The sequence below is a fragment of the Pseudomonas sp. L13 genome (genome assembly GCF_009935965.1).
In the GTDB taxonomy this organism is placed as follows: domain Bacteria; phylum Pseudomonadota; class Gammaproteobacteria; order Pseudomonadales; family Pseudomonadaceae; genus Aquipseudomonas; species Aquipseudomonas lactis.
In genome coordinates this window covers 43,714-67,375 of sequence record NZ_QODJ01000021.1, presented here as the reverse complement: position 1 = coordinate 67,375, position 23,662 = coordinate 43,714, and the positions used below count along the sequence as shown (strand labels likewise).

20 protein-coding genes, 1 tRNA gene and 2 pseudogenes are annotated in these 23,662 nt (G+C 60.4%); 11 read left to right on the top strand and 12 right to left on the bottom strand.

Going from position 1 to position 23,662, the window contains the following annotated elements; all coding sequences use genetic code 11:
- Positions 1 to 53: 53 nt before the first annotated feature.
- Both DK871_RS13005 and DK871_RS13000 read left to right on the top strand, forming a co-directional pair.
- Positions 54 to 1,190 carry an XRE family transcriptional regulator gene (locus DK871_RS13005; RefSeq protein ID WP_161905321.1) on the top strand — a complete coding sequence of 379 codons (1,137 nt, stop codon included), beginning with the start codon at positions 54 to 56 and terminating at the stop codon, positions 1,188 to 1,190.
- Positions 1,175 to 1,408 (top strand): annotated as a pseudogene (locus DK871_RS13000) (DUF4411 family protein); the annotation flags it as partial. The gene DK871_RS13005 and the pseudogene DK871_RS13000, both read left to right, overlap by 16 nt.
- Positions 1,409 to 1,445: 37 nt before the next feature.
- On the opposite strand, the gene DK871_RS12995 reads toward DK871_RS13000, so the two are convergent.
- A complete protein-coding gene (locus DK871_RS12995) occupies positions 1,446 to 2,816 on the bottom strand; it encodes a gluconate:H+ symporter (protein ID WP_161905320.1) in 1,371 nt (456 codons plus the stop codon).
- A gap of 217 nt (positions 2,817 to 3,033) precedes the next feature.
- Here DK871_RS12995 and DK871_RS12990 point away from each other — a divergent pair, with 217 nt between their 5' ends.
- From DK871_RS12990 to DK871_RS12975, 4 genes are all read left to right on the top strand, one after another.
- Entirely contained in the window at positions 3,034 to 3,939 is a 906-nt protein-coding gene (locus DK871_RS12990) for a cation diffusion facilitator family transporter (protein WP_047712521.1), read from the top strand.
- Positions 3,940 to 4,048: 109 nt separating this feature from the next.
- On the top strand, positions 4,049 to 5,275 hold the full coding sequence (locus tag DK871_RS12985) for a TolC family protein (protein ID WP_161905319.1): 1,227 nt from the start codon (positions 4,049 to 4,051) through the stop codon (positions 5,273 to 5,275).
- 19 nt (positions 5,276 to 5,294) lie between these two features.
- A complete protein-coding gene (locus DK871_RS12980; protein ID WP_161905318.1) occupies positions 5,295 to 6,401 on the top strand; it encodes an efflux RND transporter periplasmic adaptor subunit in 1,107 nt (368 codons plus the stop codon).
- Between the two features lie 18 nt (positions 6,402 to 6,419).
- Complete coding sequence (locus DK871_RS12975; protein WP_161905317.1) at positions 6,420 to 9,563, top strand: CusA/CzcA family heavy metal efflux RND transporter; 3,144 nt, start codon at positions 6,420 to 6,422, stop codon at positions 9,561 to 9,563.
- A gap of 142 nt (positions 9,564 to 9,705) precedes the next feature.
- Here DK871_RS12975 and DK871_RS12970 read toward each other — a convergent pair whose 3' ends face one another.
- The 3 genes from DK871_RS12970 to DK871_RS12960 all read right to left on the bottom strand — a co-directional run bounded on the left by DK871_RS12970 (position 9,706) and on the right by DK871_RS12960 (position 13,424).
- Complete coding sequence (locus DK871_RS12970) at positions 9,706 to 11,097, bottom strand: heavy metal sensor histidine kinase (protein ID WP_161905316.1); 1,392 nt, start codon at positions 11,095 to 11,097, stop codon at positions 9,706 to 9,708.
- Entirely contained in the window at positions 11,094 to 11,768 is a 675-nt protein-coding gene (locus tag DK871_RS12965; RefSeq protein ID WP_003188303.1) for a heavy metal response regulator transcription factor, read from the bottom strand. The genes DK871_RS12970 and DK871_RS12965 overlap by 4 nt, the downstream gene beginning before the upstream one ends.
- 336 nt (positions 11,769 to 12,104) lie before the next feature.
- A complete protein-coding gene (locus DK871_RS12960) occupies positions 12,105 to 13,424 on the bottom strand; it encodes an OprD family porin (RefSeq protein WP_161905315.1) in 1,320 nt (439 codons plus the stop codon).
- A 225-nt stretch (positions 13,425 to 13,649) separates the two neighbouring features.
- On the opposite strand from DK871_RS12960, the gene DK871_RS12955 reads away from it, so the two are divergent.
- The 4 genes and pseudogenes from DK871_RS12955 (at position 13,650) to DK871_RS12945 (ending at position 16,031) form a co-directional block, all read left to right on the top strand.
- Positions 13,650 to 13,982 (top strand): DUF2790 domain-containing protein, encoded by a 333-nt coding sequence (locus DK871_RS12955; protein ID WP_161905314.1) that lies wholly within the window; start codon positions 13,650 to 13,652, stop codon positions 13,980 to 13,982.
- Between the two features lie 96 nt (positions 13,983 to 14,078).
- A pseudogene (locus DK871_RS29680) lies at positions 14,079 to 14,855 on the top strand (PAS domain-containing protein); the annotation flags it as partial.
- A 108-nt stretch (positions 14,856 to 14,963) separates the two neighbouring features.
- On the top strand, positions 14,964 to 15,395 hold the full coding sequence (locus tag DK871_RS29675) for a methyl-accepting chemotaxis protein (RefSeq protein ID WP_375139738.1): 432 nt from the start codon (positions 14,964 to 14,966) through the stop codon (positions 15,393 to 15,395).
- Between the two features lie 60 nt (positions 15,396 to 15,455).
- The gene (locus DK871_RS12945; protein WP_161905312.1) at positions 15,456 to 16,031 is read left to right on the top strand and encodes a flavin reductase family protein; all 576 of its coding nucleotides are present in this window, start codon (positions 15,456 to 15,458) and stop codon (positions 16,029 to 16,031) included.
- A gap of 380 nt (positions 16,032 to 16,411) precedes the next feature.
- Here DK871_RS12945 and DK871_RS12940 read toward each other — a convergent pair whose 3' ends face one another.
- Together DK871_RS12940 and DK871_RS12935 are read right to left on the bottom strand one after the other, a co-directional pair.
- Positions 16,412 to 16,648, bottom strand: a complete 237-nt coding sequence (locus DK871_RS12940; RefSeq protein ID WP_003188310.1) for a hypothetical protein — start codon at positions 16,646 to 16,648, stop codon at positions 16,412 to 16,414.
- A 447-nt stretch (positions 16,649 to 17,095) separates the two neighbouring features.
- A complete protein-coding gene (locus DK871_RS12935; protein WP_034134431.1) occupies positions 17,096 to 17,905 on the bottom strand; it encodes an AraC family transcriptional regulator in 810 nt (269 codons plus the stop codon).
- A 157-nt stretch (positions 17,906 to 18,062) separates the two neighbouring features.
- Between DK871_RS12935 and ddlA the strand changes: the two genes are divergently transcribed.
- On the top strand, positions 18,063 to 19,160 hold the full coding sequence (gene ddlA, locus DK871_RS12930; RefSeq protein WP_161905311.1) for a D-alanine--D-alanine ligase: 1,098 nt from the start codon (positions 18,063 to 18,065) through the stop codon (positions 19,158 to 19,160).
- Between the two features lie 22 nt (positions 19,161 to 19,182).
- Here ddlA and DK871_RS12925 read toward each other — a convergent pair whose 3' ends face one another.
- The 6 genes from DK871_RS12925 to DK871_RS12900 all read right to left on the bottom strand — a co-directional run bounded on the left by DK871_RS12925 (position 19,183) and on the right by DK871_RS12900 (position 23,567).
- A complete protein-coding gene (locus tag DK871_RS12925) occupies positions 19,183 to 19,497 on the bottom strand; it encodes a DNA-binding transcriptional regulator (RefSeq protein ID WP_019817027.1) in 315 nt (104 codons plus the stop codon).
- Positions 19,484 to 19,726, bottom strand: a complete 243-nt coding sequence (locus tag DK871_RS12920) for a hypothetical protein (RefSeq protein WP_218581410.1) — start codon at positions 19,724 to 19,726, stop codon at positions 19,484 to 19,486. Before DK871_RS12920 ends, DK871_RS12925 begins: the two co-directional genes overlap by 14 nt.
- 243 nt (positions 19,727 to 19,969) lie before the next feature.
- Positions 19,970 to 20,689, bottom strand: coding sequence for a polyphenol oxidase family protein (locus DK871_RS12915; protein ID WP_161905309.1), 720 nt, complete (start codon positions 20,687 to 20,689; stop codon positions 19,970 to 19,972).
- A 27-nt stretch (positions 20,690 to 20,716) separates the two neighbouring features.
- Positions 20,717 to 22,546, bottom strand: a complete 1,830-nt coding sequence (gene ggt, locus DK871_RS12910) for a gamma-glutamyltransferase (protein ID WP_161905308.1) — start codon at positions 22,544 to 22,546, stop codon at positions 20,717 to 20,719.
- A 36-nt stretch (positions 22,547 to 22,582) separates the two neighbouring features.
- Positions 22,583 to 23,362 (bottom strand): PhzF family phenazine biosynthesis protein, encoded by a 780-nt coding sequence (locus tag DK871_RS12905; protein ID WP_161905307.1) that lies wholly within the window; start codon positions 23,360 to 23,362, stop codon positions 22,583 to 22,585.
- A gap of 128 nt (positions 23,363 to 23,490) precedes the next feature.
- Positions 23,491 to 23,567: transfer RNA gene (locus DK871_RS12900), tRNA-Met, on the bottom strand.
- Positions 23,568 to 23,662: the final 95 nt, after the last annotated feature.

Genomic DNA, 23,662 nt, shown 5'->3' with positions numbered 1-23,662 from the left:
GTAGGTAGGTCGCTCCTATAGTCACGTCCATTCTTGACGAACACATTTATCCTATGTCCCAGACTGCCTATATCAACTCTGCAATCCTGTCCTGGTCTCGCCAGCGGGCGGGGCTGTCTCAAGAGCAGGTTGCTAAAGGCCTGATGGTCAAATTGGAAAAGCTGAAGGAGTGGGAGGATGGTCAGAGTCTTCCCTCTTTCAACCAGGCGCAAAAGTGGGCTGCACTTGTGCATGTGCCTTTTGGCTATCTCTTTCTCAGTACGCCCCCACCCGAGCAACTTCCTCTTCCCGACCTGCGGACCGTGGGTGGGGTTTTTCCAGACAAGCCAAGTTTGAACCTGATGGACACCGTAAGGGACGTGCTCCGTAAACAGGACTGGTACTTGGAATACTTGCAGGATCATGAGCGTTCTGCTCTGTCCTTCGTAGGAAGTTTCAGTATCCGCTCGCCAATAAAAGAAGTGGTTGCAGATATTCGGCGCGTACTTAGCGTGACGGATTCTTTTGCCCGAATGAGTTATGAAGACTATGTGAGGGCGCTGGTCAGCGGCGCGGAAGAGGCCGGAATTCTTGTAATGCGCAGTGGTGTTGCCTTAGGCAATACCCATCGGAAACTTGATGTCAGTGAATTCCGGGGATTTGCGATCAGCCATCCTATGGCTCCGGTGGTTTTCATCAATAGCGCGGACGCGCCCACGGCACGTCTTTTTACATTGATGCATGAACTGGCGCATATCTGGATTGGTAGCACGGGGGTATCTGACGGCAGCAGCCAAGGCGCTCGTCAGGAGGAGGCCTTTTGTAATGCGGTGGCAGGGGAGTTTCTTGCGCCGGAGGATGATTTTCGGGCGCACTGGAGTTCGGCTCTTCATTGGGAAGAAAACCTGGCGCCGTTGGCCGGACGCTTCCGCGTCAGCACATTGGTGATAGCCCGTCGTGCCCGTGATCTTGGCCACATCAGTAGTGATCAATACGGCGCTTACTACCGTCGGGTCCTGCAAGAGTATCGAGATAAAGGCGGCAGTGGCGGGGATTACTACCGCGTAGCGACTATCAGGAACAGCACACGGTTGAGCAAGGCTGTTCTTGCAGAAGCGCAGAGCGGTCGGATTTTGCTGCGAGATGCTGGGAAATTGCTAGGTGTGCAGCCGGCCAAGTTGAAGACTTACGGGATGAAGCTATCGGCATGAAAGTCGGGGCTTTGGAAGAATTTCTGGAGGGGGCAGATGCTTGGTTGATAGCCAAGGCAATGGCTACAGGCGCAGTGGTTGTTACGCATGAAGTTTATAACCCTGACATCAAGCGTAAATTCACCATTCCCAATGTGTGCTCATTGTTTGACGTGCCTTACATGAATACTTTCGAGTTGCTCGGTAAACTCGACGCGCGCTTCGTCTTGCATCACTGATAATCGAGGGGAGGAAAGTCTCCCCTCGATACGGCACTCAAGTCAAAAAGTGCCAGAGCACCAGGGTACCCACCAACCCAACTACCGAAACAATCGTCTGCAACACCGACCACACCCAGATCGTCTGCTTCAACTGCAAGCCAAAGTACTCACGCACCATCCAGAACCCGGCGTCGTTGACGTGGCAGAAGAACACCGAGCCGGCGCCGATGGCCAGGGCGACCAATGAGCTTTGCGTCGCCGCCAACCCGGCCATCATCGGCGCGAGGATGCCGGCGGTCGTGGTGGTGGCCACGGTGGCCGAGCCGGTGGCCTGGCGCAGGGCCACTGCGATCAGCCAAGCCAGCAGCAGATAGGGCATGTGCGCGCCCTCGGCGACTTTGCTGATGGTCTGGCTGACGCCGGCGTCCAGCAGGGTTTGCTTGAGGCCGCCGCCGGCGCCAATGGTCAGCAGCAACACGGCGATAGGCGCCAGTGCTTTGCGCAGGGTGTTGCCGACGTCAGCGCGTGGCATGCCCGCCGCCCAACCCAGGCAAACGACCGCGGCGATCACCGCCAGGCCGAGGGCAACCAGTGGTTCACCGAGGAATTTCAAGCTCAGGGCGAGGGGGCTTTCCGGCGCCAACGCGACTTTGGCCAAGGTGCTGCCGAGCATCAAGATCACCGGCAACAGAATGATCAGCAGCGACACGCCAAAGCTCGGCTGGCGCGGGGCCTTGGGCGGTGCGCTGAACAAGGCGCCGATATCGGCCGGTTCATCCACGTGCAGGCGCTTGGACAGCCAGTTGCCATACAGCGGCCCGGCCAGGATCACGGCCGGCACCGCCAGGCAAAAGCCCAGCAACATGGTCAGGCCCAGGTCGGCGTGCAATGCGCCTACAGCAATCAGCGGCCCCGGATGCGGCGGCATCAGGGCGTGCAAGGTGGTCATGCCCGCCAGTGCCGGGATGGCGATTTTCAGCAACGGCTGGTTCGAACGCTTGGCCATCACAAAGATGATCGGCACCATCATCACCAGGCCCACTTCGAAGAACAGCGGCAGGCCGATGACCATGGCAACCAACGCCATCACCCAGGGCAATGACTTGCCTTTGCCCAGCCCGAGCAACGTGGTGGCGATACGGTCGGCCGCGCCGGATTCGGCCATCAGCGCGCCGAGCATCGCACCCAGGGCAATGATGATCCCGGCTTCCCCCAGAATCGCCCCGGCGCCTTTGCTGAACGCCTTGGCCACTTCTTCCGGCGGCAGGCCGGCGCCGACCCCGGCGATAAAGGTGCCGATCAGAATCGACAGGAAGGGCGGCAATTTGGTCGCGCTGATCAGCACAATGATGCTGGCGATCGCCAACAGCACGCAGAGCATGAGGCGGGTGTCGTGAACCATCCACGCGGCAGTCGATAACTCCAAAACGGGACTCCTTATCGAGCAGGTTGGCTAATATGTTTCTTTTTGTTTCGGCCTGAAAAGCATACCTGATACAACTCCCCCAGCGCGTGCATGGGCGATTTTGGTGCGCTCGAAGGTAACGACGCTCTGGCGCTTAGATGACAATTTTGCAAACCATGCCAGTGGATCTGACCTATAGCTCTATGATCCGCCCCATCCCAACCCACGAGGACATTTCATGAGCGCAGGACACAGCCACGCCCAAGTACGCGCCGGCCACGAACGCAAGTTATGGATCGCCCTGGGGCTGACCGGTAGTTTCATGCTGGCCGAAGTCATCGGCGCCTTTGTCACCGGCAGCCTGGCGCTGTTGTCCGATGCAGCGCACATGATGACCGACGCCCTGGCGCTGGCGATTTCCCTGGTGGCGATCCAGGTCGCCAAGCGCCCGGCAGACCGCAAGCGCACCTTTGGTTATGCGCGCTTCGAGATCCTGGCAGCCGCCTTCAACGCATTGCTGCTGTTCGCCGTGGCGTTCTACATCTTGTACGAGGCTTACCAGCGGCTGCAGGCACCTGCCGAGATCCAGTCCACCGGCATGTTGGTGATCGCGCTGCTGGGGCTGGTGGTCAACCTGATCTCCATGCGCCTGCTCAGCGCCGCCAGTGGCGAGAGCCTCAACGTCAAGGGCGCCTACCTGGAAGTCTGGAGCGACATGCTGGGCTCCGTCGGCGTGATCATTGCCGCGCTGGTGATCATGTTCACCGGCTGGGGTTGGGTCGACTCCGTGGTCGCGGCCGCCATCGGCTTTTGGGTCCTACCGCGCACCTGGACGTTGCTCAAGGCGAGCATGAACATCCTGTTGCAAGGTGTGCCGGAGGGGGTGGACATCGAGCAGGTGGAGCAGGGCATTCGCAGCGTGCCTGGGGTCAAGGACGTGCACGACCTGCACATCTGGGCCCTCACCAGTGGCAAGAACGTGCTGAGTACGCACCTGGTCGCGGATGCGTCCCAAGGCAGCGAGCAACAGATCCTCAGCCGAGTGACGGAGTTACTGCACGAACAGTTCGATATTTCCCACGCCACGATCCAAGTGGAGGGCGAGGGATTCACGCACGACGAGCATGACGAAGTGCATGCCTGAGCCTGGCTAACGGATTTGTAATCTTTCGCCCACGGCCCTGATAAGTACCGAAAGCTACATTGCCCCCGCTGGGAAACCTCAGCGACTTCATGGGCGTGGAACTCTCGTTATGGCAATTTTTGTTAGAACACTGTTGGGGGCGGCGGCATTGGTAGTGTGGATATCCGCAAACGCCGCCCAGGCACAACCCCTCACCCTCGATGCAGCCTTGCAAACCGCCTTCGCCAACAACCCGGACCTGGCGGCCGCACAATGGGAAATCGACATCGCCCAGGGCGGTCGCCAACAGGCCGGCCTGATCCCCAACCCGGTCGCCTCCTGGGACGCCGAAGACACCCGCCGCAACAGCCGCACCACCAGCATCAAGCTCAGCCAGACCCTGGAACTGGGCGGCAAGCGCGGTGCACGTATCGAAGTGGCCACCCGCGCCCAGGATGCCGCCGCGCTGACCCTGGAGCAGCGCCGCAACCTGTTGCGTGCCGAGGTCATCGACAGCTACTACGGCGCCTTGCGCGCCCAGGAACGCCTCGACCTGGCGCAACGCTCCATGACGCTTGCCGAACGCGGCCTGGTGGTCGCCAACGGGCGCGTCACCGCCGGCAAGTCGTCACCCGTGGAAGCCACCCGCGCCCAGGTGCAGGTGTCGGAAATTCGCCTGGAATTGAACCGCGCCCAGATCGGCCTCACTGACGCCTACCGTCGCCTGGCCACCAGCACCGGCAGCGCCGCCACCGACTTCCAGGCGGTCGCTACGCCAAGCACTTCCGTACCGGAGTTACCCGCCGCCGCGCCATTGCTGGCTCGTCTTGAACAGACTGCGGAACTGCGCCTGGCCGAACTCAACATTGTGCAGAACGAAGCCAGCGTGGGCCTGGAAAAAGCCCAGCGCATTCCGGACCTGGATGTGTCCATCGGCAGCCAATACGACGCCAGCGTGCGTGAACGGGTGAACTTGGTGGGCGTGTCGATGCCCATTCCGTTGTTCAACCGCAACCAGGGCAACATCCTCGCGGCCACTCGACGCGCCGACCAGGCCCGCGACCTGCGCAACGCCGCCGAGCTGCGCCTGCGCACCGAAACCCGTCAGGCCCTGGACCTGTGGCAAACCGCGAACACCGAAGTGCGCGCGTTCAACCAGCAGATCCTGCCCGCCGCACAGAGTGCGGTAGACAGCGCCACCCGTGGCTTCGAGATGGGCAAGTTCAACTTCCTCGACGTGCTGGACGCCCAGCGCACCTTGATCGCAGCTCGTACCCAATACCTTGCTGCCACCGCCCAGGCCACCGAGGCCTGGGTACGCATCGAGCGCATTTACGGCGACCTCGCCCGCTTTTGATTTTTCCTGGAGTCTCCTGATGAACAAAAAACATGGCATGGCGCTCGCCGTCGCCCTGGGCCTGATGCTATCGGGCCTCGCCCACGCCGAGGAAGAAGAAGGCAAGCTCGAACTCACCGAGCAGCAGATTCAAGCCGCCGGCATCCAGTTGGCCCAGGCGCAACCGCGCGCCATCAGCACTGTGCTGACGCTGCCGGGCGAGGTGCGTTTTGATGAAGACCGCACCTCCCACATCGTGCCCCGCGCAGCGGGTGTGGTGGAGGCGGTGAAGGTCAACCTGGGCCAGTCGGTGAAGAAGGGCGAACTGTTGGCGGTGATCGCCAGCCAGCAGATTTCCGACCAGCGCAGCGAACTGGCCGCTAGCGAGCGTCGGGTCGAACTGGCGCGCACTACCTTCCAGCGCGAGCGTCAGTTGTGGCAGGACAAAATCTCTGCCGAACAGGATTACCTGCTGGCGCGGCAAACCCTGCAAGAAGCCGAAATCGCCCTGAACAATGCGCGGCAAAAGATGACCGCCCTCAGTGGCAGCGCCGTATTGGCCGGCGGCAATCGTTATGAACTGCGGGCGCCCTTCGCCGGTGTGGTGGTGGAAAAACACCTGGGGGTGGGCGAGGTGGTCAGTGAAACCAGCAATGCCTTCACCCTTTCGGACCTGTCCCAGGTGTGGGTCACCTTCGGCGTATTTCCCAAGGACTTGAACAAGGTGCGCGTGGGCAAACCGGTGAAAGTCAGCTCGACGGAAATGGGCACCGAAGTGTTGGGCACCGTGGCCTATGTGGGCAACTTGCTCGGCGAGCAGACGCGCACTGCCACCGTGCGCGTGACGGTGCCCAACCCCGACGACGCCTGGCGCCCGGGCTTGTTCGTGGCCGTGCAAGTGGCCACCGATACCTACCAGGCCAAGGTGACCGTGCCGCAAGCCGCGATCCAGACCGTCGAGGACAAACCCTCGGTGTTTGTGCGCACCGCAGATGGTTTTATCACCCGCCATCTTGAACTGGGCGTCAGTGAAAACGGCTACGTCGAAGTGCGTAAAGGCCTGGAGGCCGGCGCGCAGGTGGCGACGGCTGGCAGCTTCATCCTCAAGTCCGAACTGGGCAAAGGCTCGGCCGAACACGCCCATTGATCCTGCGAGTGATTCCCCATGTTTGAACGCCTTATCCAATTCGCCATCGAGCAGCGCATTGTCGTGCTGTTGGCAGTGCTGTTGATGGCCGGTGTCGGCATCGCCAGCTATCAGAAACTGCCCATCGACGCGGTGCCTGATATTACCAACGTGCAGGTGCAGATCAACTCGGCGGCGGCCGGTTTTTCGCCGCTGGAGACCGAGCAGCGCATCACCTTTCCCATCGAAACCGCCATGGCCGGCCTGCCGGGCCTGCAGCAGACGCGTTCGTTGTCGCGTTCCGGCTTGTCCCAAGTCACGGTGATTTTCAAGGACGGCACCGACCTGTTCTTTGCCCGCCAATTGGTCAACGAACGCCTGCAAGTGGCCCGTGAGCAATTGCCCGACGGCATCGAAACCGCGATGGGGCCGATTTCCACCGGCCTTGGGGAAATTTTCCTGTGGACCGTCGAAGCCGAGGACGGTGCGCGCAAAGAGGACGGTACGCCCTACACACCCACCGACTTGCGGGTGATCCAGGACTGGATCATCAAACCGCAGTTGCGCAACGTGCCCGGCGTGGCCGAGATCAATACCATCGGCGGCTTCGCCAAGGAATACCAGATTGCGCCAGACCCCAAGCGCCTGGCGGCTTACAACCTGACCCTCAACGATCTGGTCACCGCGCTGGAGCGTAACAACGCCAACGTCGGCGCCGGCTATATCGAGCGTAGCGGCGAGCAATTGTTGATCCGTGCGCCGGGCCAGGTGGCGTCTGTCGACGACATCGCCAACATTGTCATCACCACCTCGGACGGCACGCCGATCCGCGTGCGCAATGTGGCCCAGGTCGACATTGGCCGTGAGCTGCGTACCGGTGCCGCCACCGAAAATGGCCGTGAAGTGGTGCTGGGCACGGTGTTCATGTTGATCGGTGAGAACAGCCGCAGCGTGTCCCAGGCGGTGGCGAAAAAGCTTGAGGAGATCAACCGCTCGCTGCCCGACGGCGTGGTAGCGGTCACCGTCTACGACCGCACCAACCTGGTGGAAAAAGCCATCGCCACGGTGAAGAAAAACCTCTTCGAAGGTGCGTTGCTGGTGGTGGCGGTGTTGTTCCTGTTCCTGGGCAATATCCGTGCGGCGCTGATCACGGCGATGGTGATTCCGCTGGCGATGCTGTTCACCTTTACCGGCATGTTCACCAACAAAGTCAGCGCCAACCTGATGAGCTTGGGTGCGCTGGACTTCGGCATTATCGTTGACGGTGCGGTGGTAATCGTCGAGAACGCCATCCGCCGCCTGGCCCATGCGCAGCACCGTCATGGCCGGTTGCTGACCCGCAGCGAGCGCCTGCACGAAGTATTTGCCGCCGCCAAGGAGGCGCGACGCGCGCTGATCTTCGGGCAGTTGATCATCATGGTGGTGTACCTGCCGATTTTCGCCCTCACGGGCGTGGCCGGGAAGATGTTCCACCCCATGGCATTCACGGTGGTGATTGCCTTGCTCGGCGCGATGATTTTGTCGGTGACCTTCGTACCGGCGGCGATTGCGTTGTTCGTCACCGGCAAGGTCAAGGAAGAAGAAAACTTCGTCATGCGCAGTGCGCGCCGGGTGTTTGACCCGGTGCTCAACTGGGTGATGGTGCGTCGGCCCCTGGTGTTCGGCCTGGCCGCTTTGACCATCGTCGTTTCGGGCCTGGTTGCCAGCCGCATGGGCAGTGAATTTATCCCCAGCCTCAGCGAGGGCGACTTTGCCCAACAGGCGCTGCGTGTGCCCGGCACCAGCCTGACCCAATCGGTACAGATGCAGCAGCAACTGGAAAAAACCTTGCTGGCCCAAGTGCCGGAAATCGAGCGGGTGTTTGCGCGCACTGGTACGGCAGAAATCGCCTCCGACCCGATGCCGCCGAATATCTCCGACAGCTATGTGATGCTCAAACCCAAGGACCAATGGCCAGACCCGAAGAAGTCCCGCGAGGCAATCATCGCCGATATCCAACGGGCCAGCGCGATTGTGCCAGGCAGCGTGTATGAGCTGTCGCAGCCGATCCAGTTGCGCTTCAACGAGCTGATTTCCGGAGTGCGCAGCGATGTGGCGGTGAAGGTGTTCGGTGATGATATGGCGGTGCTCAACCAGACAGCCGGGGAAATCGCCGAGACTTTGCAGAAGCTCAACGGCGCCTCGGAAGTGAAGGTGGAACAGACCTCAGGCCTGCCGGTGCTGACCATCAATATCGACCGCGACAAGGCCGCTCGCTTTGGCCTGAATGTGGGCGATGTGCAGGACACCATCGCCGTCGCGGTCGGTGGGCGCCAGGCGGGTACGTTGTACGAGGGCGATCGGCGTTTTGACATGGTGGTGCGCTTGTCCGACACGTTGCGCACCGATATCGACGGCTTGTCACGCCTGTTGATCCCGGTGCCGGCGCTGGCGAGTAGTACCTCGGGGCAGTTGGGCTTTATCGCCTTGTCACAGGTTGCCAGCCTCGACCTGGTGCTGGGCCCCAACCAGGTCAGCCGCGAGAACGGCAAGCGCCTGGTGATCGTCAGCGCCAACGTGCGTGGGCGCGATATCGGCTCGTTTGTCGAAGAGGCCGAGGCCGCCATCGCCACCCAGGTGAAAGTCCCCGCCGGTTACTGGACCACTTGGGGCGGCCAGTTTGAACAGTTGAAGGAGGCTTCTGACCGCTTGCGCATCGTGGTGCCGGTGGCGTTGCTGCTGGTGTTTGGCTTGCTGTTCATGATGTTCAACAACCTCAAGGACGGCCTGCTGGTGTTTACCGGCATCCCCTTCGCGCTGACTGGCGGGATCATGGCCTTGTGGTTGCGCGATATTCCGCTGTCGATTTCGGCGGGGGTAGGTTTTATCGCGTTGTCAGGTGTGGCGGTGCTCAACGGCCTGGTGATGATTGCCTTCATCCGAAACCTGCGCGAGGAAGGCCGCTCGTTATCGGTGGCGATCCACGAAGGCGCGTTGACCCGTCTGCGCCCGGTGTTGATGACCGCGCTGGTGGCGTCCCTAGGGTTTATCCCCATGGCCCTCGCCACCGGCACCGGCGCCGAAGTCCAGCGCCCATTGGCGACAGTGGTGATTGGCGGGATTATTTCCTCGACCTTGCTGACATTGCTGGTGCTGCCGGCGTTGTATCAGTGGGCCCATCGCCGCGATGAAGAGACCGCCTGACAACCGTGAAAACGCCGCAATGTGCGGGCTTACCCTCTGTAGGAGCGAGCTTGCTCGCGAAAAAACCTAGGCGCCGCGTTTATTCAGGAAACACGCGTTATCGTTGACGTTTTTCGCGAGCAAGCTCGCTCCTACATTGGACCTAGGCTGGCTTCGAAGGAAACACCAGGCTGAACCGCGTAAAACGTCCAGCCTGGCTGGTGACATGAGCGTGCCCCTGATGCAAATGCATGATCGACTTCACAATGGCCAACCCCAACCCGGTACCGCCCTCGGCACGGGTACGGCTGCTGTCGGCGCGGTAGAAGCGTTCGAACAAATGCGGCAGGTGGTGGGCTTCAATGCCTCGCCCCGGGTTGCCTACCGACAGCGATACACTCTGCTCGTAGGTCTCCACCAACAGCAACACGGTGGCGGCCTCGGGTGTGTGGCGAATGGCATTGGAGAGCAAATTGGAAATCGCCCGCTGGATCATCAGCCGGTCGCCCGTCACCCAGGCATCGCCGCGCAGGCTCAGGGTGACGTGTTTGTCTTCGGCACTCAGGGCAAACAATTCCATCACGCGCTGGGCTTCCTGCGCCAGGGACACCTCGGTGAATGAGGCCCGCGCCGCCGGGTGGCTGACCTGCGCCAGAAACAGCATGTCGCTGACAATCCGCGCCAGGCGTTCGAGCTCTTCGGTGTTGGACTCCAGCACCGCCTTGTATTCCTGCGGCGGGCGTTGGCGCGACAGGGTCAACTGGGCCTTGCCCATCAGGTTGGTCAAGGGCGCACGCAGCTCGTGGGCCAGGTCATCGGAGAACTGCGAGAGTTGCTGCACCCCGGCATCCAGGCGGTCGAGCATCACGTTGATGCCGTGGGCCAGTTCACCCAGTTCGTGGGGCAGGTTGTCTACGGATAAGCGATGGGTGAGGTCTTGGGTGGTGACTTTCGCCGCCACCTGGCTGAACTGCTTCAACGGCGCCAGGCCGCGTTGCACCAGCCACCAGGCGCCCATGCCAATCAGTATCAACAGCAGCGGCAGCGCAATCAGCGTGGCACGCAGGTAGGCACTGAGCAGCGCCTGGTCGTCCATGCGGTCCAGGGACAGCAGCACCCGCACGCGCTCACCGCTGGCCAGGCGCATCAGGCTGGAGGCACTGAGTATCTGGTTGCCGTAGCTGTCGACCCAATTGAGGTAGCCCAGGGTTTCCCGTGGCTTGAAGTCGGTGAGCAGTGGTTCCTGAGGCTTGCTGCCGACGTTCAGCAGTACGCTGTTATCGGGGGCGGTGCCGACAATGGTCAGGTGGAAATTGTCGTGGCCCATCACCAGGTCCATCAGCGAGTGCGGGCGGGCGCGAATACCATGGGCGTCCAGGCCCAGGGCCAGGCTGTGCTGGATCTGCTCCATCTTGCTTTCCAGGTTCTTGCGCGCTAGTTTTTCCAGCTCATGGGTGAGGGCCAGGTAGGCCAGGGTTGCCAGCAGCAGCACCAGGCCCGCGCCCATCAGGCTGACCGTCAGGCCCAGGCGCATCGACAGGCTGCCGGTCTTCATGGGCGCGCTTCCAGCACGTAGCCCACGCCACGAATGGTGTGGATCAGCTTGACCTCGCTCTGGTCATCCACCTTGGCGCGCAGGCGGCTGATGGAGACTTCCACCACATTGGTGTCGCAGTCGAAATTCATGTCCCACACCAGGGAAATAATCTGCGTGCGGGTCAGCACTTCGCCGGCCTGGCGCATCAGCACTTGCAGCAGGGCGAACTCCTTAGTGGTCAGGTCGATGCGCCGCGCGCCGCGATAAGCGCGGTGGCGGCGCGGGTCCAATTCCAGGTCCGAGACGCGGAACACTTCCGGCTGTGGAATGTGCTCGCTGCGGCGCATCAGGGTGCGCACCCGGGCCAGCAGTTCGGGAAACTCGAACGGCTTGACCAGGTAGTCGTCGGCGCCCATGTCCAGGCCCTTGATCTTGTCAGCCAGCCGGCCACGGGCGGTGAGCATCATCACGCGCTGGGTGCCATTGCGGCGCAATTCTTCCAGCACTTGCCAGCCATCCTTGCCCGGCAGGTTGACGTCCAGAATCACCAGTTCATAGGCGTGTTGCCCGGCCAGGTGCAGGCCGTCAATGCCATTGGCGGCGCAGTCGACCACATAGCCACTTTCGTTCAGGCCCTGTTGCAGGTAGTCGGCGGTTTTCTGCTCGTCTTCAACCACAAGAATACGCATGGGGGTTACCTCTTGAATTAGGGGAGAGAAGGCGCCCATGTCCCTATGGCGGCGGTTATCGGAGTAGGAAAAGTCTGAAGGCTAAAGTAGCTTCAGGGTCAACTGCGACCATCGGCCGCATGGAGCCGCAGGCAAAAAAAACGCCCCAAGCGGGGCGTTAAAAATTCATCTCTTTCCAAAGGAGCTACACAAAAGCTTCAGAGATGAATGTGCTCGGTGAATAAGTTGAAGCGAGTATAGAAAGTTCCACTTAACGAGAAGCTGAGGCCAATATTACAATTTTGATAACCAACAATTTGTGAACAGATGTTAGTTAATCGCGAGCGAATGTAAGGGTTACAGCGCGACCAATGGGTATTCGGCAATCAGACGGACTTCTTCCAGGTCTGACTCAAACGCACTGGAGCGCACGGTGGCTTGGCGCAAGCGCAGGGACAAATCCTTCAAGCGCCCACTTTGCACCACGTACTTGGCCTCGATATCCCGTTCCCAGCGGCGTTGATCGGTCAAGGGGTTGCCCGCTGCATCGCGGCGCATATACACGGCATTGGCGTTGCTGTAGTCGGCGCCGGTGCCTTTGCCGTAGCGGGTCATGAACGACAGGCCGGGAATGCCGAACGCCTGCATGTCCAGGTCGTAGCGCAGCATCCATGAGCGCTCCTTGGGCGCGTTGAAGTCGCTGTACTGGATCGAGTTATTGAGAAAGATCGAGTCTGACTGGCGCAGGTAGTCGAAATCATCGTCACCGTTGTTACGCTGGTGCGACACGGCCACGCTGTGGGCACCGACCTTGACCCCGAGCCTGGCGCTCCAGATGTTGTTGTCGAACTCACCGAGCCGTTTCTGACCTTCGTCCACCGCCTTGTAGTAATTGAAATCGCCGAACAGCGACACGTCGTCGCTCAGCGCATAATTGGCATTGCTGCCGAAGTAGTACTGATCCCATGCGTCCTTCAGGCGGCTGCTGTAGAGGCTAAAGCCCAGATGACTGTTGAGTTGGTAGTCACCGCCGAAGTAGGCGATCCAAGGCGAGTCGACCCTGCCCGCATAGAAGGTGGAAAAACCTTTGTTCATGCCGCTTTCACTGGGTTGGCTCATGCCGCTCAGGCGCCCGCCTTGCAGGCTCAAGCCTTCCAGGCTGGTGTTTTGCAGGGTGACGCCGTGAAAACTCTCGGGTAACAGGCGAGAGTCGCCGTAGGCCACCACGGGTGTGAGCGGGAACACGTCGCCGGCCTTGATTACCGTGTCCAGCACGCGTAGTTTCGCCGCGCCGCCGACTTTGCTGTAGCTGTTTTCCGGCTGGTTGTCGCTGTTTACCGGCAGCACGCCGAACGAGCCTTTGCCGCCGCTGCGGCCGCTGCCCGAATCAAGGGTAAGGCCGTACATGGCGAACGCGTCCAGGCCAAAACCCACGGTGCCCTGGGTAAAACCGGATTCGAATTTGCCGATAAAGCCCTGGGCCCAGGCTTCGGAATAACCATTGCCGGTGGGGCTGGACTGGCCTTTGCGGTCATCGCGGTTGAAGTAGAAATTGCGCGCCAGCACGTTGATGCGGCTGCCCTCGATAAAACCCTCGGGCTTGTCCTCCACCGCCATGGCGGCCATGGGCAGTGCAGCCATCAGTGAAAAGGGAAGGGTGTAATGACGAATGCTCATGATGCGCTCCTCGGTGATGGCAGTTATCGGCTCTTATAGAGGCGGGCGTTCTTATTGATATGGCCCTGGCTGATAGTTGCAAACGGTGGGTAACAGCTGCATGGCGCGAAGATTACAATTCTGGAAACTAACGGCCATCTAACAAATAAGTAATGTTCTGGTGAACCTGGCGTCAGGGTTCGCTGGTTACTCTCGACACTGAACTTTCCAGTCGAGGAACCTGTGATGAACTTTTATAAATTAGGCTTGGGTGTGTTAACCGTAGTCTTATCATTTGGCGCACTGGCCGAAGGGGGAGGGGATCGTACTTTTGCCCTGATGATGGAGCGCAATGAGAAAGCCATGGCCGCCTACGCGATCAAAAAAGGCAAGCCGGTGCCTGAGGTCCAGGCTTACCGCTATGGCATGGACCTGGACATTGCCAAGGTCGTCAACGTGACGCCGCCGATCCGCTCGTGCAACGCCGTGCCGTCGCGCATGACCTACGAAGACTCCAGCGGCAAGCTCAATACCCTGGAATATCAGGTCATGGGCGTATGCCGTAACAATGGTGGTTGAAAATATAGTTGGGCCCAGGGCTCAAGCGCTCTTCAGAAAACCCCGGCAGCGCCGATGCAAGTGAGTACACCCACCTCATTTGCCTAACGGTGCCCCATGTTCAATACCCGCCTGAAGCAAGAGCTGACCGCTCTGCGCGAAGAATTGTCGAGCTTGCTCCAGGTGAAAGAGAGCCTGGAAAGCGAAATGCTCTGCCTGACACTGGACCCAGAAGGCCGTGTGGAGTGGGCCAATGCCAACTTCCTGCAGGAACTGGTCTACTCGCTCGGCGAGATTGTCGGGCGCGCGATCGAAGACCTGGTGCCGGCTCATGTGCGTCAGGACGAGTTCCAGCTGCGTTTCAAGCACGCGCTGGCCCGCGGCGAACACTTTGCCGGCGCCGTGCGCCTGATGCGTGGCAATGGCAAGGAAGCCTGGTTGCGCTCAATCGTGCAGCCGGTGCGCAGCTCTGAAGGGCGCATCAAGCAGTTTTCGATGTTCTCCAGCGACCTTACCCGCACCATCGAGAGTTCGCGTGAACATCAAAACCTGATCACCGCGCTGATGCGTTCCACCGCGTTGATCGAGTTCGACCTGGACGGGCATGTACTCACCGCCAATGACCGTTTCCTCGGCGCCATGGGTTACAGCCTGGCGCAGATCGTAGGTAAGCATCACCGTATGTTCTGTGAACCGCAGGAATACAACAGTACCGAATACCAACAGTTCTGGAAGCGCCTGAACGCCGGCGAGTTCGTCGCCGCGCGCTTCAAGCGTGTGGACAGCCATGGCCGCCTGGTATGGTTGGAGGCCACCTACAACCCGGTGCTGGACGCCAATGAGCGGCTGTACAAAGTGGTCAAGTTCGCCACGGTCATTACCGACCAGGTCAATCGCGAGCAGGCAGTGGCCGAGGCCGCCAATATCGCCTACAGCACCTCGTTGCAAACCGACGACAGCGCCCAGCGCGGCACCACCGTGGTCACCCAGGCCGTGGACGTGATGCGCGACCTGGCCCAGCACATGCAACAGGCCGGTGAAGGTATCGAGGCATTGAATGCCCAGTCCCAAGTGATTGGTAGCATCGTCAAGACCATCAGCGGCATTGCCGAGCAAACCAACCTGCTGGCCCTCAACGCCGCCATCGAAGCGGCGCGTGCCGGTGAACAGGGGCGTGGCTTTGCGGTGGTGGCCGATGAAGTACGGCAACTGGCGTCACGCACCAGCAAGGCGACCGAGGAAATTGTCGGTGTGGTGCGCCAGAACCAGGACATGGCCCGCGACGCAGTGGCCTTGATGGCCGGCGGTCGTGCGCAAGCCGAGCAGGGCCTGGCCCTGGCGGCGGAGGCGGGTACCGTGATCGTCGAGATTCAAGACGGTGCGCAAAAAGTGGTGAGTGCGGTCGGGCAGTTTGCCAATCAGCTGTCGAGCTGACCTGTGGGGCTTGTGCTTGAGGTATCTTAGGTCTTTTCTCGCTTGCAGAGCTGATCGACCATGAGCCCTACGTTCCTTCGCCCCGTCCCCCTGTCCAAGGCTTACCGTTTGCTTAACCACGGTCCGACCGTGTTGGTGAGCGCAGCCCACAACGGCCAGCGCAATATCATGGCCGCTGCCTGGGCCATGCCGCTGGATTTCGAACCACCGAAAGTCGCGGTGGTGCTCGACAAGGCCACCTGGACCCGCCAGCTACTGGAAGGCGCTGGCACCTTTGTGTTGCAGGTGCCTTGTGTTGCGCAGGCTGATCTGGTGCAGACGGTGGGCAATACCCGCGGCGTTGAAACCGACAAATTCGCAGCCTACGGCTTGCACAGCTTCAGCGGTGAGCACACCGAGGCGCCGATGTTGGAAGGCTGTGTGGCCTGGTTGGAGTGCCGCCTGCTGCCTGAGCCGCATAATCAGCAGGCCTATGACCTGTTCCTGGGCGAAGTGGTCGCGGCCTATGCTGATGAGCGGGTATTCAGTGAGGGCCACTGGCATTTTGAAGGGCATGATGAACTGCGCACGTTGCACCATGTGGCGGGTGGGAATTTTCTGGCCATTGGCCAACCGATTGTCGGGCGCCAGCTCTGACTGAGGCGGTAGGCCACGAAGATCAAATGTGGGAGCTGGCTTGCCTGCGAAGACGGCCTGACAGTCGACGCAGTTATACCGAGTACATATCCATTCCTGCGGTAACGGCCACTTAGGGTTCCGCTTTTACAGCGGGTCACTTTTGGAAGGACCCAAAAGTAACCAAAAGGTCCTCGCCCCACCACTCGGCACCTCGCTTAGGCTCGGTGTGCCCGTAATCCGCCAGGGATTTGGGGGGTAAACCGGCATCCCTGCCGGTTTACCCCCCAAATCCCTGTCGAATTCCGGCCAGCGTGGTTTGACGGGGCGCCTAAGATCAAGAGCGGCTCGCTTCGCATCGTGGTTACAGGCAAGCCAGCCACATGGGTTTTGTAGTGTTTTCAGGTACGCGGCATGCACTCGATGGTGCGGTTTACCACGGTCTTGGCCATCTCCAGCAAATGCCATGCGGCATGGATTCGGGCGCGGTCGTGGGGTTGCAGGTGATCGCAACAGTCCCACACCGTGGCCGATGCGCTGTTGATCAGATGGGAAATGTAGAGTTGGGCGTCTTCGAAGCTGAGTTCTTCATTGACGACGAGGCAATCCATGGGTGGATCGGGAAGTGCTTTGGTCATGGTGTAACTCCTATTGAGCAAGGGAGCGACCACTCACGCTGCTAAACGTAAGGTGGCAGCTGTACGCGGGTTAGCAGACCGGTCAATAGGAAAACCGGCGCACCCGAAAGTGCCCCGCGCACAGCCACCATAAACGTATAGGTGAACCTGTGCCTATTGAGTTCGGGCTGCTAAACCCGATCACTGAAAAAGCAGTGACGGACCGAAGACTAGCCATCGATTCCAACAGGCACAAGGCGGCAGGGATTGTCTCGGAAACGTCCTGCAATTTAAAGGGATACGGCTTGCTGGCCCTTTACAAACCATGACCAAATGCCAGCAGCTTGGGAGCTTTTGTAGGAGCGAGCTTGCTCGCGAAAAACTCACCGGCGCCGCGTTCATTCAGGAAACCCGCGTTATCGTTGACGCATTTCGCGAGCAAGCTCGCTCCTACAGTCTCCACGCATTTCAGCGTCCGAGCATCTTCACCCAACGCGACGGCGGCATGCCGTAGGTGCTGCGAAATTGGCGGGTCATGTGGCTTTGGTCGGTGAAGCCTGCGGTCATTGCCGCATCCACCAACGATTGGCCTTGGGCCAATAAATGGCGCACCAGGTCCAGCCGGCGCATGGTCAGGTAGCGGTAGGGGCTGGTGCCGAACAACACGCGAAAATCCCGCGATAACGCCCAGCGGTCGCGGCCGGCGTGGTCGGCAATTTCATCCAGGGTGATGCTGCGGCCCAGGGCGCTGTGGATGAATTCACGGGCGCGTTCGGCCGCAATGTAGTCGAATGATTTACGGCGGATGATGGCCCCGGACGCGTCGCTCAGCGCGTGGGCCAGGTCGAACAGGGCGTCTTGCTCTTGCATCGGGTCTATCGGGCAATCCAGGCTTTGCAGCAACACTTCGCTGGCGCGGTGCAGCCGTGGGTCGGTGGACAAGCCGCCGGGGATAAACGGCAACGGCTGCCCACCGAGGATCTGCTGGATCAGCGCCGGCTCCACATAAATCATCCGGTACTTGAAACCTTCGTCGCTGCCGGCGCGGCCGTCATGGGTTTCATCCGGGTGGATCACCATGGTGGTGCCAGGCAGGCTGTGGGTGGTGCCGCCGCGGTAATGAAAACTCTGCACGCCGAACAACGTGCGCCCGATGGCGTAGGTGTCATGGCGGTGGGGGTCGAAGGCGAAGCCGGCAAAGTACGCCTCGATACGGTCCAGGCCGCTGGCGTGGGGCGCGCGGTGCAGCCAGTCGAGGGAGTGCGTGGGATTGCCCATGGTGACTTGTCACAAAAGGAGGTGGAAACACGTTAACTGAGTCTGCACCGGTTGTCTGCCGGGGTCTTGTACGATTGTGCAGGTGCCAATGCACATCGGGTAGCGAATCGCTGACCGCCCGTGGTAAGAAGCCTTACTTTCAACAGTGAGGCCGGTTATGAGCAAGGTGCGGGTAGGTATTATTTTTGGTGGCCGTTCGGCTGAGCATGAGGTCTCGCTGCAATCGGCGCGCAACATTGTCGATGCCCTTGATCGCTCACGTTTCGAGCCGGTTTTGATCGGTATCGACAAGGCCGGCCACTGGCACCTCAATGACACCTCGAACTTCCTGCTCAACCAGGAAAACCCGGCGCTCATCGCGCTCAACCAGTCCAACCGTGAATTGGCCGTGGTGCCCGGCAAGGCCAGCCAGCAAGTGGTGGAAACCTCCGGTCAGGGCGTGCTGGCACACATCGACGTAATTTTCCCGATTGTCCACGGCACCCTCGGTGAAGACGGTTGCCTGCAAGGCTTGCTGCGCATGGCGGACTTGCCCTTCGTCGGCTCCGACGTGCTCGGCTCGGCGGTGTGCATGGACAAAGACATCAGCAAGCGCCTGCTGCGTGACGCGGGTATTGCGGTCACGCCGTTCATCACCCTCACGCGAAGTAACGCCGTGCGAACCTCGTTCGAAACGGCCGCTGGCAAGCTCGGTGTGCCGATGTTCGTCAAGCCCGCCAACCAGGGTTCGTCGGTGGGGGTGAGCAAAGTCAGTGACGAAACCGAATACCGCGCTGCCGTTGAACTGGCGTTGGGGTTTGATGAGAAAGTGCTGGTGGAGTCCGCCGTCCAGGGCCGCGAAATCGAATGCGCCGTGTTGGGTAATGACCAGCCCATCGCCAGCGGCTGTGGCGAGATCGTGGTGAGCAGCGGTTTCTATTCCTACGACAGCAAATACATCGACGGCCAGGCCGCCCAGGTGGTGGTGCCAGCGGCGATCAGTCATGAAGCCAGCGAACGGATTCGCAGCCTGGCCATCGAGGCGTTTGAAGTGTTGGGCTGCGCCGGGTTGGCGCGGGTGGATGTGTTCCTGACGCAGGACGGTGAAGTGCTGATCAACGAGATCAACTCACTGCCCGGTTTTACCCGCATCAGTATGTACCCCAAGCTGTGGCAGGCGGCAGGCATGAGCTACAGCGAGCTGGTCAGCCGGTTGATCGAGCTGGCGTTGGAGCGGCATGCGTGGCGCAAGGGGTTGAAGATCAGCCGCCAGTGATTGGCCCGAACCAGTAACGCCATCAGGCGTTACTGAGCACTTCGCGAAAAACGTCCGGCCTTATGGCCGCAATATGCAGTAGCGAGCGTGCTGCTCCGGAAGGTGCGCGACGCCCTTGCTCCCATTCTTGAAGGGTTCTTACTGACACGCCCAGAAGCTCGGCAAATTTGGGTTGTGAGAGCCCTGTTTTGCTTCTTGCTTCGGCAGCTTGAGTGACCTCAACGTGCTGCACGGCACCGTAACGTCCCGCTTTGACATCCTGAATGGCTGTCAGTAGTTCTTCGCCTATATTGCGTTTGGCGTCACGTTCCTTCAGTTCTTTATCAGTGAGTGGCATGGTTCATTTCCTTTGCGATTTTGTACAGGATATGTGCCGGAATATTCTCCGTGGCGCTCTTGCCATAAATCAGCAGGGCGACTATCGCGCCGCATTCCAGTTGTGTGGTGTAGATAACCCGCACTGATCCACTTTTACCCCGGCCCTCCATGCTCCAGCGTATCTTTCGGCAGCCACCTGAGCGCGGAATAACATTCCCAGCGTCAGGATGGCTGGCAAGAAACGCCATGAAAATACCTTTTTCCTCTTCAGTCCAATAGTCAGGCCATAGTCTGTTGAATAAAGGCGACTCTATGATGGTTAACACGCGAAATTCTACGTCCTTGACGTAGCCTCTGGCAAGAAAGGGCGGGCCAGAAAATCGCAGGTGAGAAGGCGCTCCTCAAGAGGGTTTTTATCGCAAAAAATGACATGGCACTTTGATTTTTGGCGATAGGCAGGGGACCTGAGAAGTTAGTTTGTAGGCCTTTTTTTATTGGCCTGTACGAGCAATCCACGAATAGATCAATGTCTTCGGCTCCTGCAAGTGATGCGTCCTCCTGCGATAGCTGGCAAACGTCGGCGACGTGCAATAAGTGCACACGTCACTCACCTCGATCTGCTCGCGCTTGACCCCCGCCGCTTGCAGCAACTGCAGCCCATACCCGCTCAAGTCAAACCAGGCACTTCCCGCTTGCCTGGCGTGGGGCGGTGTAATGTGCGGAGCTTGCAGCGGTATCGGTTGCTCAATGCTCCAGGGCGCCTGGCTGTCCTCCCATAGGTGGCCTTGATCCGCTTGGAACTGGGCAATGAACGTTTCACTCACCTCATAGCAGCAAGGCTTGATCGACGGCCCAATTGCCACCCGCAACTGGTCCGCGCTAATGCCTTCATCGATAAAACGCTGCACGGCATTGCCGATAATCCCGCGTTGCAGGCCCTTCCAGCCGCCATGAATGGCGGCCACTAAATCACCGCCTGCGATCAGGATGGGCAAACAGTCGGCCGTGATGACCGCAATTGGCTGCCGGCTCCGGGTGAACACCCCGTCCGCCTCAACCGTATTAGTCACTTGGCCCGACTGCCATTCAATCACCGACGCGCTGTGCACCTGCTTGCAGATGAACACATCATCAGGTCGCAGCAGGTCATCAATCGAACAAAAACCGTGATCGACGCCGGGTAGGGCGCCGAGGTTGTGGGCTGTGTGCACCGTGCATTCTCCGTTGATCAAAACCCCTTAGTCACCCAACGCCTCACCTTCACGCCGAGGGTCAGCACCGCCACTGAGCGTCACCTTGCCCTGGGCATCCCGTGTGCGCAGGATGGCTTGCACGCCGCTGGTCATCTCGATCTCGCTCAGGGCGTGGCCCTTGTCCTTGAGCGTCTGTTTCAGCGCCGGGCTGAACAGCCCTGCTTCCAGCTCGGTAGCACCATTGCGACTGCCGAAGTTGGGCAGGCTGATGGCTGCCTGCGGGTCGAGCTTCCAGTCGAGCATGGCGACCAGGGATTTACTCACGTACTCGATGATTTGCGAGCCGCCGGGGGAGCCGACGGTGGCCAGCAGCTCGCCCGTGTTGCGGTCGAACACCAAGGTCGGCGCCATGGCCGAGCGCGGGCGCTTGCCGGGTTGCACGCGGTTGGCCACAGGCTGGCCGTTTTCTTCGGGGATGAATGAGAAGTCGGTCATCTGGTTGTTGAGCAAAAAGCCCTGGACCATCACATGGGAGCCGAATGCCGCTTCCACCGTGGTGGTCATCGACACGGCGCCGCCCTGGTCGTCCACCGCCACCACTTGGGAGGTAGAGATGCGCAGCGGCGAGCGGTCTGGTGCATACGCCATCTGAATACCGGCAGGTTGCCCCGGCTTGGCGATGCCCATGCTGCGCTCGCCGATCAGCGTGGCGCGTTGTGCCAGGTAACCTGGTGCGACAAGACCGGCAACCGGGACGGGGGTGAAGTCTGCATCGGCCACGTACAGCGCGCGGTCGGCAAAGGCCAGGCGCCCGGCTTCGGCGAGCAGGTGCACGGCCTCGGGTGTCGGTTCAAACCCGGCCGGCGAAGCACTCTTGACCGGTGTCATCGGGGCGATGGCCAGGCGCGGGTCGCGGGTTTCCAGGGCCTGCAGTGTGCCGAGGATCTGCGCCACGGCTATCCCGCCCGAGGACGGCGGTGGCATGCCGCAGACCTTCCATTGTTTGTAGTCGGTGCACAGCGGTGCGCGTTGCTTGGCGGCGTAGCCCTTGAGGTCGGCCTGGGACAAGCTGCCGGCATTGCGGTGGCCCTGCACCTTGCGTGCGATCTCATCGGCAATCGGGCCTTGGTACAGTGCGTCCGGCCCTTCCTTGGCGATGCGCTTGAACACCGCGGCCAGTGCCGGGTTTTTCAACAGTGTACCGGTGGCTTTTGGCGAGCCATCGGCATTCAGGAAGTACGCCGCCATGTCGGGCGATTGCGCGATAAAGCGGTCAGCGGCGATCAAGCTGTGCAAGCGCGGGGAAATGGCGAAGCCTTGCTCCGACAGGCGAATCGCCGGTTCAAACAACTTGGCCCATGGCAACTGGCCGTTCTTTTTGTGCGCCATTTCCAGGGCGCGCAATACCCCTGGCGTGCCCACCGAGCGCCCGCCAATCTGCGCATCCGTGAACGCCATCGGCGTACCGTCGGCCTTCAGGAACAGACGCTGTGTCGCGCCGGCCGGGGCAGTTTCGCGGCCGTCGTAAGCCTGCACGTTGCGCCCATCCCACAGCATGATGAATGCACCGCCGCCGATGCCGGAAGACTGTGGTTCCACCAGGGTCAATACCGCTTGCATGGCAATCGCCGCATCAATAGCCGAACCGCCTTGGCGCAGCATTTCACGCCCGGCTTCGGCGGCCAGAGGGTTGGCGGCGGCGGCCATATGGCGCTCGGCGTGGCGGGTGCTCAGGTCGGTGCGGTAGCCCGAGCCCAGCTCCGGGGCCGGTGGCTGTTCATTGACCGGCGTGTGGCAGGCGGCAAGGGCCAGGGTGGCGGCGATGACTGTCAGGCTGCGGCGGGAAATCAAAAACACGCGCTGAACTCCGTTCATGGTGAGAAGGGGCTGTTGTCCTTGGGCTACTGCGTTTTACAGGTAAATCGTGCCTTGCATGTACAGCACGGCCTTGCCGGAAATAATCACCCGGTCACCCTGGTGCTCACAGCGCAACTGGCCCTTACGCTGGCCGCCTTGCTCGGCGCTCAATTGCGATTTGCCCAGGCGTTCGGCCCAGAACGGTGCCAGCGAGGTGTGCGCCGAACCGGTAACCGGGTCTTCATTGACGCCGACATTCGGGCCGAACCAGCGCGAGACAAAATCAAACCGCGTGCTTTTGGCGGTTACCGCAATCCCGCGTTTAGGCAGGCCCTTGAGCCGTGCGAAATCCGGTGTGAGGGCCGCTACCTGCGCTTCATCCTCCACCAGCACGATGTAGTCGTCGGTGCCAAACACCTCGGCGGTTTCAAGCCCCAGGGCGCTCAACATGCCGTGGGGCGGCTCGCAGCGTTCGGGGTTCTTGGCCGGAAAATCCATCGCCAGCTCATCGCCATTGCGCGTTACCCGCAACTCGCCGCTACGGGTGGCAAAGCGCAACACCTGCGGGGCGTCCGCCATCTGATGGATCAACACCCACGCGGCCGCCAACGTGGCATGGCCGCACAGGTCCACCTCCACTTGCGGGGTGAGCCAGCGCAACTCATAGAAGTCGCCACGGGGTACGAAGAACGCGGTTTCCGAAAGATTGTTCTCGGCCGCAATCTGCTGCAGTTGCTCGTCGGGCAGCCACTCAGTGAGTGGGCACACCGCTGCCGGGTTGCCGCCGAAGGGATGGTGGCTGAAAGCGTCGACTTGGTAGATGTCCAGTTGCATCGGGGCACTCCGTGTTGAGGGGAGGCTGGACACTAACAGTGGGGGTGGGGGGCGTCAAAATACAGTTGGGGAGTTTTTTTGCGCGCATAAAAAAACGGCCTACCTTTCGGTAAGCCGTTTTTAGTACTTGGTGGCTACACAGGGACTTGAACCCCGGACCCCAGCATTATGAATGCTATGCTCTAACCAACTGAGCTATGTAGCCAAGTGGCGCGCATTATTCGCTTGGAACGGCAAAGCGTCAAGCGTTTTGTTGAAATTTTTTCTACGCTTTCAACTGTTTAAGCCAAAGCGCTGATT